The sequence below is a fragment of the Segatella copri genome (assembly GCF_019127135.1).
Lineage (GTDB): Bacteria > Bacteroidota > Bacteroidia > Bacteroidales > Bacteroidaceae > Prevotella.
Genome location: NZ_JAHOEA010000007.1, coordinates 52,229 through 65,472 on the forward strand (window position 1 = coordinate 52,229; position 13,244 = coordinate 65,472).

Genomic DNA, 13,244 nt, shown 5'->3' on the forward strand with positions numbered 1-13,244 from the left:
TTAATATTGATATTTTTCAAGTAACTCAAGCGCACGCAGAATCTCAGCCACATTCATGGCGAAAGAGATGGCGCCACGACCTGCGAATGGAGGGTTTCCATCGAAGAGTTCGCTGATGGTACCAAGACAATGTGAAGACATTTCGTCCTCATAACCTACCATCTGACGCTCGATAAAGCTCAAGCGGGTACGCTTATAGAGTTTCAGACTTGCCTCCATATAGAAGCCACCGAGCCATGGCCACGCTGTACCCTGATGGTAAGCATAGTCGCGCTGGGTCTGTGGACCTACATAAACAGGATTATATCCTCCGCTCTTTGGCGAGAGTGAACGCAATCCCTTAGGAGTAAGGAGTTCGCGTGTACAGATATCAAGTACCTGTTTCTTCTGGTCTTGCGACAATGGAGAATAGTCGAAAGCCACTGCAAATATCATGTTCGGACGAACGCTCCAATCCATCATATTGCCGTCTACATAGTCGTAGAGATAGCCATATTCATTGAGGAAGGTATCGAGGAACGCCTGCTTGGTTTTCTCTGCCTGAGCCAGAAGTTGCTGCTGGCTGTCTTCTTCACCTACTGTTGCTGCAAGAGAAGCACAGAAACACAAGGCATTATACCACAGCGCATTAAACTCTACGATATAGCCTGTACGTGGAACCACTGGTCTGCCATTGGCTGTAGAGTTCATCCAAGTAACAGCCTTATCCTTACCATCAGTATAAAGCAATCCGTTCTCTTCGAGCTTCAGGTTCGGATGCTTGTTATCCAGGATAAAGGAGATGACATCCTTGATAAACTGTCCATACTTCTTGAAGCATTCTTCCTTGCTGGTTTCCTTAGCATACTGCTGCAAAGCCCAGACAGCCCACAATGGTACGTCAGGCTGTTCAATCTCGGCAATATGAACACTGACCGGTTTACCTTCCATAAACTCGTAGTAACCTTTCATCGCAGTCTTCATCACCAGTTCGAAGTAGTCATCCTCCTCGATAGAAAGGGTGAGACCAGGCAGAGCGATAAATGTATCGCGGGCTCTACACTTAAACCAAGGGTAACCAGCCAGGATATATCGGTCATCGTTCTTTTCACGACGATGGAACTGATGTGCCGCATTGACCAGACAATGGAAGAAATTGTCACGAGGAGAACGCTCATCCACTTCTTTGTCGAAGAGTTTCTTCAGGCTTACCGCCTTGATTTCTGAGGTAGAAGCAGCAAAGACGATGGTTTCGCCTTTCTTGATATCCATTTCAAAATAGCCAGGAACATAGAGGTCTTCGTTAGAAGCATAACCTCTCTCCTGCTCCTTTGGATATTCCACGCCACGATACCAGTCTGGACAGAATTTAAACTCGTTCTTCTTGGAGAACTGCATGTAGAGATCAGGATAACCTGCATACATACAGGTCTTTATGCCATGATCAACCTCAGCATAATCACGAGATGCAGTAGCATTCTCATGAGTAAACTGACGGACACTGCGGAAAGCCAGGAATGGACGGAAACGAAGGGTTGTAGCCGAATGGCCGTCTACCAGCGTATAGCGAATCAGAATGCGATTCTCATAATGCTGGAATACAACTTCCTTTTTCAGGATAACACCACCTACGCGATAAAGGGTAGTTGGCACTTTATCACAATCAAACTCACGAATGTACTTGTGGCCCATCGGACTGTAGTTGTTGCCCTGGTACTTGTGCAAGCCGAGATTAAACTCAGCGCCATGCTGAATTACTGTAACATCCAGCGAACTTAAGAGCACGTGATTGTCATCGTCCAGTTCAGGAACTGGAACGACAAGTAATCCGTGATACTTGCGGGTATTACAGTCTACAATCGTTGAGCACGAATATGCACCCGACCGATTGGTTCTCAACAACTCCTTAGGCAACGATTCTTGAAGATTCGTCATAAGGGCCTTTTCGAATTTTAGATAACTCATAGATCTATATTAAGGTTCTATATTTTTTGTTGACTATATTAATTGCTTTCAAAGGTAACACTTTTTTGTGGTATAACAAAGTTTTTTGTGTGCCATTTTTAGAAAAAAATGCCTTTTTATGTTATAAAACATATTTTTACACTAAAATACTTGATTATTTCAAGAAAAAGCATTACTTTTGCACATAGTTTTCGGTTTAAAAGATTTGTACACATGGCAGCTAGAGGAAAATACGATAAAGGAAATATAGCAAAGCTGATTGCTAAGCTATGGGGAGGCATCGCTGATGACCAGTTCGAATTACTGAAAGAACATCTCGAAATCAAGAAGTATAAGAAGAACGAAATCATCTATAAAAACGAGGGCACTCCTGAACATGCTCTATGTCTCATATCGGGAAAAGTGAAGATTTACAAAGAGGGTATCGGTGGCAAGAGCCAGATTATCCGTGTCATCAAACCGATTGAATTCTTTGGCTTCAGAGCCTATTTTGCGGATGAGATATACAAGACGGCAGCCATGTCGCTAGAAAACTGTGTTATTGCCCAGTTCCCATTGGCGGTTCTCATGAAGTTGCTCTCCAAAAGTTTTAACATAGGCTTCTTCTTTATCAAATATCTCAGTGTGGAGATAGGAAAATCGGACGACCGTACCGTAAATCTCACACAAAAACATATCCGAGCCCGACTTGCCGAGGGACTGATGTTCCTGAAAGACTCTTATGGTGTAGAAAAAGACGGAAAAACTCTTGACATCCGTTTGAGTCGTGAAGATTTGGCAAACCTCTGTAATATGACAACAAGCAATGCCATCCGTACGCTCTCAGCCTTTACGGCAGAAGAACTCATTAAGACTGAAGGAAGAAAAATCAAAATCTTACAGGAAGAAGAAATCATAAAAATAGCAGAACTTGGATAAAGTTCTGCTATTTTTTCTTTATATGTTTTTTCTTTATACCGAAATACAAGTTATGCCGGTATCAGAAAGTTGATAACCTCCTGAATTACTGTTATTTGGAATGGACCTACGGGTGTATTCATCAATCGGCCATCGATACCTATCAGAGCATACTGGGCCTCGAGTACTTCAATCTCTCGGGTACGGTAAGGGTGCACACTCTTATGATTCAGGAACTTGCCTTTCACAAAGAGATAGATACCCTCAAAGAGTTGGGTCATCTTAGGATGAGATACCACTGACACATCGAGCAATCCATTGTATGGCACAGCATTCGGTGTCTGTCCATAACCTGTTCCGTTACCTATACACATCGTCATCACCCTATGTCTGATTACATCCGAATTGATTTTCACATGCATCTTATAGTCGAGACGCTGGAAAATCATCAGGATAAAGGAACAGAGAAACGACAGGGTACGTGAACCGAAGATATGATGGGTTTTTCTTCTCAGGTTCATGATTGCAGCAATGAGTCCGATATTGATACAGTTGAGAAAATAGCGACGGCATTTCTCCCCCTTCTTGTTCACATAGCGGATACAACCGAGGTCAATCTTTCTGACACGACGTTTCTTCAGCGAAGCTACCGTTTTCTCGATATCACTGTCGCTGAATCCCCAGAAGTGGGCAAAGTCGTTCATCAGTCCATTAGGAATCACTCCCAGCGCCACCTCGTCTCTTTCTTTCTGATCTATCTGCATCAGGCAATTTACGGCATCATTAAGAGCAGAATCTCCTCCTACAATGATAATTGTCTTATAGCCATTGTTGATAAACATTCTGATCAGTCGCTCTACACTCTTCTGATTTTCGCTCTGCACAAAGTCGTAATCCACACCCTGCTGCTTGAGCACCTTCTCAATCTTTTCCCAGCGCTTGTTACTTCGCCAGCCTCCTCTAGGGCAATAAAGAAGCCCCCATTTATTCTCGTTTACCATTGTCTCTTCTTTGTAATTTGAAAGTTGTATAAAATATCACTTCCGCCCGGCCACCGTTACATCCGATTCCATCGGATGCCAGCCCTAGCCAGCTTCCAGGCCGCAGTCTAGCTCCTCATCAGCCCCAAGACAGTCTCCACCTTTTCTTCCATCGGCATCAAAGCATCTACCCAATGAATGGTAAAGCCTCTGCGTTCCATACCTCTGAACCACGTCATCTGCCGTTTAGCAAACTGATGGATAGCAATTTCCAAACCGCGATACATCTCATCGTATGATGTCTTACCTATCACATATTCTGTAATAAACTTATATTCCAAACCATAATAGATGAGATTTTCGGCAGGAATACCAAGGTCTAACAATCCCTTGATTTCATCCACCATTCCATCATCCAATCGTTGTTTTAATCTTCGGGAGATTTTCTCTCTTCTTGAATCCCGGTCAATACTGACACCGATAATCAGCGAATCAACCGGCGGGAGTTCTCGTTCCGGCATCGGATGCTCTAGATTATAGCTCTCTATCTCAATCGCCCGGATGGCACGCTGTGCAGTATCTACATCTGTACGATTGTGCATATTAGAACCTGTTTTCGCCTTGAGTTCTTTCAGCATTTCTGTAAGTTCATCTAAACTCTTATGAGCCAACGACTCACGGAGTTCAGGATTCTGCGGAACAGGTGAGAGATGATAACCTTTCAGCACCGACTCAATATAGAGTCCTGTACCTCCACATAATATCGGGAATGCCCCTCTTTTCTGAATATCCTGATAAGCATCATAAAAATCCTGCTGATATTCAAAAAGATTATATTTCGTACCGGGCTCACAGATATCAATCAGGTGATAAGGTATCTGCTTACCATGGATGGTATAGTCAGCCAAATCCTTACCCGTACCTATATCCATGCCGCGATACACTTGCCGGCTGTCTGCACTAATGATTTCAGCACCCTTGGCAGGGATACCCGACAAATCAGCATCCAAGCTGCTGATCCTGGCTGCAAGAGCTGCTGCAAGACTTGTCTTGCCACTCGCTGTAGGTCCCAATATGGTTATCATCGAATATTTCATGCCGCAAAGTTAAATGAAATTATTGAGAAAACAAAATAAAATGAAAAGAAAATCTCACTTATAAAAACAAAAAAGCCGTCCAGCATTGAAAAAATGCTGGACGGCCATATACTTAATCGTTAAGAGGCAACGAATTAACCGTTGTGCTTCTTCATGATCTTGATCAACTCAACAACCTTGTGTGAGTAACCAATCTCGTTGTCATACCAAGAAACAACCTTAACGAAGTTGTCTGTCAAGTAAACACCTGCGTTAGCGTCGAAGATAGATGTCAAAGCGCAACCCAAGAAGTCAGAAGAAACAACAGCATCCTCTGTGTAACCGAGTACACCCTTCAACTCACCCTCAGAAGCAGCCTTCATAGCAGCGCAGATAGCCTCCTTAGAAGCAGCCTTCTTCAAGTTAACTGTCAAGTCAACAACAGATACGTCCAAAGTAGGAACACGCATAGAGATACCTGTCAACTTACCGTTCAACTCAGGGATAACCTTACCTACAGCCTTAGCAGCACCTGTAGAAGAAGGGATGATGTTGCCAGCAGCTGCACGGCCACCACGCCAGTCCTTCATAGATGGACCATCAACAGTCTTCTGTGTAGCAGTTGTAGAGTGAACAGTTGTCATCAAACCTGTCTCGATACCGAAGTTATCGTTCAATACCTTAGCGATAGGAGCCAAGCAGTTTGTTGTACAAGAAGCGTTAGAAACGATCTTCTGACCATTGTACTTGTCAGTGTTAACACCGCAAACGAACATATCAGCCTGGTTACCGTTAGCGTCAGCCTTAGAAGGAGCAGAAAGTACTACATACTTAGCACCAGCCTTCAAGTGCTTCTCAGCCTTGTCGTAAGCGAGGAAGAGACCTGTAGACTCAACTACGTACTCAGCACCAACCTCATCCCACTTCAAGTTCTCTGGGTCACGCTCAGCAGTAACACGGATGTGGTTACCGTTTACGATCAACTCGCTCTTCTCAACGTCAGCCTCGATAGTACCGTCGAAATGACCGTGCATTGTATCATACTTCAACATGTAAGCCATGTAATCAACTGGGCACAAATCATTGATAGCTACTACCTGTACTTCCTTTGCGTTCTCAGCCTCAACTGTAGAACGGAATACGAAACGACCGATACGGCCAAATCCGTTAATACCAATCTTAATCATTGTTCTAATATTTAAATTAATAGTTTAAAAATTATTTCTTTTAAGCTATCAAGTGAATCCGAAGGAGCTGATAACACCTTTTTTCATCCCTATCAAGCACTTTTTCTTCTTTACGAGCGCAAAGTTACAAAAAAATTTCTAACTTTGCAACCAGAATGAGTATTAAATAAGTTAAAAATGAATGAGAGAGCACCAATAATAACGGTTTTTTAATATTAGACATGCCATACTGACAACTCCATATTGCAAAATTCGTTTCTTTGCAGACGGAAAGATGGGTAGCGTAACAGATAAAAGAAGTCGAAGGCGCTTGCTTTTCTCACCTTATTATATATAGAAGAAGATTTTTTATAATATAAACTTTTAAAATTTTAGAGTTATGAGTAAATTTTTAAATGAATTCAAACAGTTTGCCATGCGTGGAAACGTTCTCGACATGGCAGTCGGTGTTATCATAGGTGGTGCCTTTGGCAAAATCGTGAGTTCTGTTGTTGACGATATCATCATGCCACCTATCGGATGGCTCATCGGTGGTGTCAACTTTGCCGACCTCAAGGTAACCCTTCCTTCCGTGAATGTGGCGGGCGAGGAATTCAAGGCTGCTACCATCAACTATGGCAATTTCCTGCAGACCACCTTCAACTTCCTCATCGTTGCTTTCTGTATCTTCATGCTCATCAAGGTTGTCAACAAGATTACAGCCAAGAAAGAAGAAGAGAAACCGGCAGAAACTCCGAAGGCTCCAGAGCCAAGCAACGAAGAAAAGCTTCTCATGGAAATCCGTGATTTGCTGAAAGAGAAAAAAGCATAAAAATGTATTTTACAAACAAAAGACCACCATCTGAGTTGAATATCAAACTCAAATGGTGGTCTTTTTTATATGATTATTCCCACTCGATTGTCGAAGGTGGTTTTGAAGAGATGTCATAGCAAACGCGGTTGACACCCTTTACCTTGTTGATAATCTCGTTACTTACCTTTGCCATGAAGTCGTATGGAAGATGTGCCCAGTCGGCTGTCATCGCATCAGTACTGGTTACGGCACGCAATGCAACAGGGTGCTCATAGGTACGCTCATCGCCCATCACGCCTACTGAACGGACAGTAGAGAGCAATACGGTACCAGCCTGCCAAATCTGATCGTAAAGAGATACCTCTATCTCGCCATTCTGCATATCAGCAGGAACACCGGCAGCCAAGACGCGGCGAGCTTCCTCACCACTCAACTTCACTTTATACTCGCGCAAACCACGGATATAGATATCGTCAGCATCCTGAAGGATACGTACCTTCTCAGGAGTGATATCGCCCAAGATTCGAACTGCCAAACCAGGACCAGGGAATGGATGACGGGTAATCAGATGCTCTGGCATACCCATAGAACGACCTACACGGCGAACCTCATCCTTGAACAACCACTTCAAAGGCTCACACAACTGAAGGTTCATCTCCTTAGGAAGACCACCTACATTGTGATGGCTCTTGATAACCTTACCTGTAATATTCAAACTCTCAATACGGTCTGGATAGATAGTACCCTGAGCCAACCACTTGGCACCGGTCTGCTTCTTAGCCTCAGCATTAAACACCTCAACAAAGTCGCGGCCGATAATCTTACGCTTCTTCTCAGGATCGGTAACACCAGCCAAGTCGGTAAAGAACTTCTCTGATGCATCTACACCGATTACATTCAAGCCCAAACACTTGTAATCTTCCATCACGTCACGGAACTCATTCTTGCGCAACATACCATGATCTACGAAGATACAGGTAAGGTTCTTGCCGATAGCCTTGTTCAAGAGAACAGCAGCCACACTAGAGTCAACACCACCAGAAAGACCCAGGATAACCTTATCATCACCCAACTGCGCCTTCAACTCAGCCACAGTAGTCTCAACAAAAGAGTCAGCGCTCCAATCCTGCTTGCTACCGCAGATATCAACCACGAAGTTCTTCAGCAACTGTGTACCCTGCAAAGAGTGGAATACCTCTGGATGGAACTGAACAGCCCAAACTGGCTGCTTGGTTGAAGCATATGCAGCATACTTCACATTAGCAGTAGAAGCGATGCACTTATAATCCTCAGGGATGGCAGTGATGGTATCACCATGACTCATCCACACCTGCGAGTTCTCAACAAAGCCCTTGAACAAAGGATTCTCAACATCGAAATGTTCCAAGTTGGCACGACCATACTCACGGCTGTCAGCAGCCTCCACCTTTCCACCCTGGGCAAAAGAGAGGAACTGAGCACCATAGCAGATGCCGAGCACTGGAATACGGCCAATGAACTGGCTCAAATCTACCTTGAAAGCTTCCGGATCATGAACGGAGTATGGGCTACCGCTCAAGATGACACCAATGACAGATGGGTCATCCTTTGGAAACTTGTTGTAAGGCATAATCTCGCAGAAGGTATCGAGTTCACGAACACGACGGCCGATCAGCTGTGTGGTCTGTGAACCGAAATCCAAAATAATAATCTTCTGTTGCATAATATCTAATTTTAATTTACAGTTTACAATTTATAGCTTATAGTTTATAGCACTCTTGCTATACGGCATAGCCGCTATTAACTATTAACTAACGATTTTAGAAATGCTTCCGCCTCTTTCAGCGTCTCCTGCTTTCCCACATCCATCAGTTTGAGATCGTTCTTCACATATCCCTCTATACGCACCTTGTCACAATGCTTCAGATAGAAGTCCATGATAGGGAACTTATCCGGCTCATCCTCCATCAGCGGGAAGAGTGATGGGGCTACCATGTGAATGCCAGAGAAGGCATACATCTTATAATCTTTGGGATTGAGGTTAGGATAAGGGCTCTTCACTTCACCCGTTTCTATATTCGTCCATCCCACCAGCCGCATACTGTCATCAAAGAGGAGATAACGCTTGGTTTTGCGTTCGCTCACCATCAGACGGGCGGCTATCATATCCTGACTCTCCATCTGGTAGAACTTCTTCAGATCCACATTACTCAGAATATCCACGTTGTGGATAAGAATAGGCTCTGACTGGTTGAAGAGCGGCCATGCCTTCCGGATACCTCCACCCGTTTCGAGCAGCTTTTCACTCTCATCACTGATACGGATGTCCATACCGAAGTTGTCATGTACTCTGAGATAATCGATAATTTGTTGGGAGAAATGATGCACGTTCACTACAATGCGAGTGAAACCGGCATCCTTCAACTGAAAGATGACACGTTTGAGCAAAGGTTCTCCCCCGACACTTACCAGAGCCTTCGGAATACGGTCGGTAAGTGGCTTAAGGCGAGTGCCCAAACCTGCTGCGAATATCATTGCTTGCATCATTGCTAATTAGCTATTTTTAAATGTGCGTGCAAATTTACTAACTTTTTGCGAGATAGCCAAATTTGCACGCTATTTTCTATTGTTTTGCAGGTAAAACCTGTTCAATATGCTGTTCACGATGACAAATATGCACTTCTACACCAAACTTCTGGTGAATATGTTCAGCAAGATGCTGGGCGGAATATACACTGCGATGCTGACCGCCGGTGCATCCGAAACAGAACATCAGAGAGGTAAAGCCACGCTGCATGTAGCGGTTTACATGATGGTCGGCAAGTGCATAGACATGCTCCAGGAACTTCAATATCTCACCATCATCCTCCAGGAATCGGATAACAGGCTCATCCAGACCCGTCAGTTTTTTATAAGGCTCGTATCTGCCAGGGTTATGGGTACTTCTACAGTCGAAGACATAACCTCCGCCATTGCCAGACGGATCTTCAGGAATTCCCTTTCGATAAGAAAAACTAAACACTCTTACCACCAGCGGTCCCTTACCATCATATTTAGAATAGGTAGCTGGTCCGTCCTGCGGATGCGCACGATAGATATTGTTGTCGGTAGTCTTATAGCCATCTGCACGACTCAGCGCCACGCTCTCTATCACCTTGAACTGCGGCAGCTCAGTAAGTCTTCTCAGCATATCCATCATATAAGGATAAGGGAATACCTTGTCTCCCATTTTCAGAAGATCGCGTAAATTCTGGATAGCCGGCGGAATGCTGTCAATGAAATGCTTCTTGCGCTCGAAATAACCACGGAATCCATAGGCACCCAACACTTGCAAGGTACGGAAGAGCACAAAAAGACTCAACCGGTTTACAAAATGTCGCACCGTAGGTACCTCGGTATAATGTTTCAATGACTGGTAGTATTCCCAAACCAATTCTCTGCGCAGTTTGAACGGATACTTAGCAGATGCCTGCCAAAGGAATGAGGCCAGATCATAATAGAATGGTCCCTTTCGGCCACCCTGAAAATCGATAAAGTGTGGATTTCCCTTATCATCCAACATGACATTGCGCGCCTGGAAATCACGATACAGAAAACAATCCATCGGCTCTGATGTCAGATCCTTGGCAAAAAGCCGGAAGTTGGCTTCAAGTTTCAATTCGTGAAAATCCAAATCGGTAGGCTTCAGAAAACAGTATTTGAAATAGTTGAGATCAAAGAGAACACTGTCAACATCGAATTCTGGCTGAGGATAACAGTTTTGCCAGTCCAAGCCTCTAGCTCCGCGAATCTGGATATTCGGTAGTTCACGAATGGTTTTCTTCAGGAGTTCCTTCTCTTTCTGATTATAACGTCCGCCAGCATCACGTCCGCCCCTGATTGCATCAAAAAGCGAAGTACCACCAAGATCCGTCTGAAGATAACAAAGTTCATCGTCACTCACCGCCAGGACCTGTGGAACAGGCAACTGCCTGAGCTGGAAATGACGATCCAGATAGATAAAGGCATGATCCTCGTCACGACTGGTTCCTATCACGCCAATCACAGTATCACCATCCTGCCTGATGATACGGAAATACTGTCGGTTACTCCCCTGCCCTGCCAGCTTTATGACATCAGCAGGTTCTTCACCCGCCCATTTTTTATAAAGTTCAATCAGCTTTTCCATCATTATTCAGTTTACGTCGTTTCCGATCATCATCAATCTTCTGTGCGAAGTTATCTCCGATAAAGAGAAGCAATAAGATACCTAGCGTAGTCAGGAACGAGTTTGTAGTCGTCATCCTCAACTCAGCTTTTGTAATATAAATCAGTCCTCCGATAACAATCAGAAAGACCAATGCTTTTTTCCAATCAATATTGTTCATGCCATCAAATTTCTAATATGGTGCAAAATTACACAATTATATCGAGAAAACAAAATAAAAACAAAAAAAAATCGGATGTCTCACGACAACCGATTTCCAAAAACAAACTACTTAAAAACTAATCTACTAAAACAAATCAAAAAAAATATCTTTGTCATCCTTTCAGATGATACTTTCTTTTATTTACGATGCAAAGATACAAAAAAAGATTATTCGAACCAAATAATTTTGCTATTTTTTGCATCTTTATAACTAAAAAAACAAAAAAATAGGGGTAATTCGCTGAGAATCACCCCTATTTGATATTTTCACTTTGCAAACCCGCACCCTTAGAATGTGCTTTGTTTGCGCAAGCCATTCACTAGATTACATCATTCCACCCATTCCAGGCGCAGCAGCAGGAGCAGCAGGTGCAGGCTCAGGCTTGTCAACCAATACACACTCTGTTGTCAGGAACAAACCAGCAATAGAAGCTGCATTTTCCAAAGCTACACGCTCTACCTTGGCAGGGTCTACGATACCAGCCTTGCGCATATCCTCGTAAACATCCTTGCGGGCATTGTAACCAAAGTCACCCTCGCCCTCGCGTACCTTATTAACAACTACAGAACCCTCGCCACCTGCATTGGCTACAATCTGGCGCAAAGGCTCCTCGATAGCACGCTCTACGATGCGGATACCTGTTGTCTCATCAGCGTTATCACCCTTCATATCCTTCAATGCCTCGAGAGCACGGATATAAGTAGTACCACCACCAGCAACGATACCTTCCTCGATAGCTGCACGGGTAGCGCAGAGAGCATCGTCAACACGATCCTTCTTTTCCTTCATCTCAACTTCTGAGTTGGCACCTACATAGAGGACAGCTACACCACCGGCGAGCTTAGCCAAACGCTCCTGAAGTTTCTCCTTATCGTATGAAGACTTGGTATTCTCAATCTCGTTCTTGATCTGAGCTACGCGATCCTGGATATTAGCTTTCTCGCCATGACCATTAACGATAGTTGTATTGTCCTTGTTAACAGTTACCTTATCTGCTGAACCCAACATTTCCAAAGTAGCCTGCTCCAACTTCAAGCCCTTCTCCTCAGAGATAACAACACCGCCAGTCAATACAGCGATATCCTCCAACATAGCCTTGCGACGGTCACCGAAGCCAGGAGCCTTCACAGCACAAATCTTCAAACCGCCACGCAAACGGTTAACTACCAATGTAGTCAAAGCCTCAGAATCAACATCCTCTGCGATAACCAACAAAGGACGACCACTCTCAGCAGCAGGCTGGAGAATTGGCAAGAACTCCTTCAAGTTAGAAATCTTCTTATCATAAAGAAGGATGTATGGGTTATCCATTACACACTCCATCTTGTCAGCGTCTGTCATGAAGTAACCGCTCAGGTAACCACGATCAAACTGCATACCCTCTACTACGCCGATGTTTGTATCACGGCTCTTGCTCTCCTCGATAGTGATGACACCATCCTTAGAAACCTTACGCATAGCGTCAGCCAAGAGCTTACCAATCTCTGCATCGTTGTTGGCAGAAACTGTAGCCACCTGCTCAATCTTATCGTAGTTGTCATCTACCTGCTCAGCATGATCCTTGATGAAGGCAACGACTGCAGCCACAGCCTTGTCGATACCACGCTTCAAGTCCATTGGGTTTGCACCTGCAGTTACATTCTTCAAACCCTCTGTTACGATAGCCTGAGTCAGGATAGTAGCAGTTGTTGTACCATCACCGGCATCATCACCAGTCTTGCTGGCTACGCTTTTAACGAGCTGAGCACCAGTGTTCTCGAATTTATTTTCCAACTCTACTTCCTTAGCAACGGTAACACCATCCTTAGTAATCTGAGGAGCACCAAACTTCTTTTCGATTACCACGTTACGGCCCTTAGGACCGAGAGTTACCTTTACTGCATTTGCCAACTGATCAACACCCTTTTTCAAGAGGTCGCGGGCATCCATATTATATTTAATATCTTTAGCCATAATATATTCTTTCTAATAATGTTTAA

11 protein-coding genes are annotated in these 13,244 nt (G+C 44.0%); 2 read left to right on the forward strand and 9 right to left on the reverse strand.

What is annotated here, in order from left to right:
- Positions 1 to 1,944, reverse strand: coding sequence for a glycogen debranching enzyme N-terminal domain-containing protein (locus tag KSW37_RS03290; RefSeq protein WP_217313300.1), 1,944 nt, complete (start codon positions 1,942 to 1,944; stop codon positions 1 to 3).
- 213 nt (positions 1,945 to 2,157) lie between these two features.
- Here KSW37_RS03290 and KSW37_RS03295 point away from each other — a divergent pair, with 213 nt between their 5' ends.
- A complete protein-coding gene (locus KSW37_RS03295; protein ID WP_217313299.1) occupies positions 2,158 to 2,862 on the forward strand; it encodes a Crp/Fnr family transcriptional regulator in 705 nt (234 codons plus the stop codon).
- Between the two features lie 50 nt (positions 2,863 to 2,912).
- On the opposite strand, the gene KSW37_RS03300 is transcribed toward KSW37_RS03295, so the two are convergent.
- The 3 genes from KSW37_RS03300 to gap form a co-directional block, all read right to left on the reverse strand.
- On the reverse strand, positions 2,913 to 3,842 hold the full coding sequence (locus KSW37_RS03300) for a diacylglycerol/lipid kinase family protein (RefSeq protein WP_217313298.1): 930 nt from the start codon (positions 3,840 to 3,842) through the stop codon (positions 2,913 to 2,915).
- Between the two features lie 107 nt (positions 3,843 to 3,949).
- Complete coding sequence (gene miaA, locus KSW37_RS03305; RefSeq protein WP_217313297.1) at positions 3,950 to 4,918, reverse strand: tRNA (adenosine(37)-N6)-dimethylallyltransferase MiaA; 969 nt, start codon at positions 4,916 to 4,918, stop codon at positions 3,950 to 3,952.
- A 134-nt stretch (positions 4,919 to 5,052) separates the two neighbouring features.
- Complete coding sequence (gene gap, locus KSW37_RS03310) at positions 5,053 to 6,084, reverse strand: type I glyceraldehyde-3-phosphate dehydrogenase (protein ID WP_006846296.1); 1,032 nt, start codon at positions 6,082 to 6,084, stop codon at positions 5,053 to 5,055.
- A 379-nt stretch (positions 6,085 to 6,463) separates the two neighbouring features.
- On the opposite strand from gap, the gene mscL reads away from it, so the two are divergent.
- Positions 6,464 to 6,895 (forward strand): large-conductance mechanosensitive channel protein MscL, encoded by a 432-nt coding sequence (gene mscL / locus KSW37_RS03315; protein ID WP_217313296.1) that lies wholly within the window; start codon positions 6,464 to 6,466, stop codon positions 6,893 to 6,895.
- 73 nt (positions 6,896 to 6,968) lie between these two features.
- On the opposite strand, the gene guaA is transcribed toward mscL, so the two are convergent.
- The 5 genes from guaA to groL form a co-directional block, all read right to left on the reverse strand.
- Positions 6,969 to 8,579: a glutamine-hydrolyzing GMP synthase gene (gene guaA, locus KSW37_RS03320; RefSeq protein WP_217313295.1), complete on the reverse strand. Its 1,611-nt coding sequence runs from the start codon at positions 8,577 to 8,579 to the stop codon at positions 6,969 to 6,971.
- Between the two features lie 77 nt (positions 8,580 to 8,656).
- Positions 8,657 to 9,403, reverse strand: a complete 747-nt coding sequence (locus KSW37_RS03325; protein ID WP_217313294.1) for a nucleotidyltransferase family protein — start codon at positions 9,401 to 9,403, stop codon at positions 8,657 to 8,659.
- A 76-nt stretch (positions 9,404 to 9,479) separates the two neighbouring features.
- Positions 9,480 to 11,024 (reverse strand): RapZ C-terminal domain-containing protein, encoded by a 1,545-nt coding sequence (locus tag KSW37_RS03330; protein WP_217313293.1) that lies wholly within the window; start codon positions 11,022 to 11,024, stop codon positions 9,480 to 9,482.
- Positions 11,008 to 11,223 (reverse strand): transporter, encoded by a 216-nt coding sequence (locus KSW37_RS03335; protein ID WP_217313292.1) that lies wholly within the window; start codon positions 11,221 to 11,223, stop codon positions 11,008 to 11,010. The genes KSW37_RS03330 and KSW37_RS03335 overlap by 17 nt, the downstream gene beginning before the upstream one ends.
- A gap of 366 nt (positions 11,224 to 11,589) precedes the next feature.
- Entirely contained in the window at positions 11,590 to 13,218 is a 1,629-nt protein-coding gene (groL, locus tag KSW37_RS03340; RefSeq protein ID WP_217313291.1) for a chaperonin GroEL, read from the reverse strand.
- Between the last annotated feature and the right edge of the window lie 26 nt (positions 13,219 to 13,244).

What these genes read in the sequence shown, in the direction of transcription:
- KSW37_RS03330 (WP_217313293.1), bottom strand. Translation starts at nt 11,024, where the DNA reads ATGGAAAAGCTGATTGAACTTTATAAAAAATGGGCGGGTGAAGAACCT.
- KSW37_RS03300 (WP_217313298.1), bottom strand. Translation starts at nt 3,842, where the DNA reads ATGGTAAACGAGAATAAATGGGGGCTTCTTTATTGCCCTAGAGGAGGC.
- gap (WP_006846296.1), bottom strand. Translation starts at nt 6,084, where the DNA reads ATGATTAAGATTGGTATTAACGGATTTGGCCGTATCGGTCGTTTCGTA.
- KSW37_RS03290 (WP_217313300.1), bottom strand. Translation starts at nt 1,944, where the DNA reads ATGAGTTATCTAAAATTCGAAAAGGCCCTTATGACGAATCTTCAAGAA.
- guaA (WP_217313295.1), bottom strand. Translation starts at nt 8,579, where the DNA reads ATGCAACAGAAGATTATTATTTTGGATTTCGGTTCACAGACCACACAG.
- miaA (WP_217313297.1), bottom strand. Translation starts at nt 4,918, where the DNA reads ATGAAATATTCGATGATAACCATATTGGGACCTACAGCGAGTGGCAAG.
- mscL (WP_217313296.1), top strand. Translation starts at nt 6,464, where the DNA reads ATGAGTAAATTTTTAAATGAATTCAAACAGTTTGCCATGCGTGGAAAC.
- KSW37_RS03325 (WP_217313294.1), bottom strand. Translation starts at nt 9,403, where the DNA reads ATGATGCAAGCAATGATATTCGCAGCAGGTTTGGGCACTCGCCTTAAG.
- KSW37_RS03335 (WP_217313292.1), bottom strand. Translation starts at nt 11,223, where the DNA reads ATGAACAATATTGATTGGAAAAAAGCATTGGTCTTTCTGATTGTTATC.
- groL (WP_217313291.1), bottom strand. Translation starts at nt 13,218, where the DNA reads ATGGCTAAAGATATTAAATATAATATGGATGCCCGCGACCTCTTGAAA.
- KSW37_RS03295 (WP_217313299.1), top strand. Translation starts at nt 2,158, where the DNA reads ATGGCAGCTAGAGGAAAATACGATAAAGGAAATATAGCAAAGCTGATT.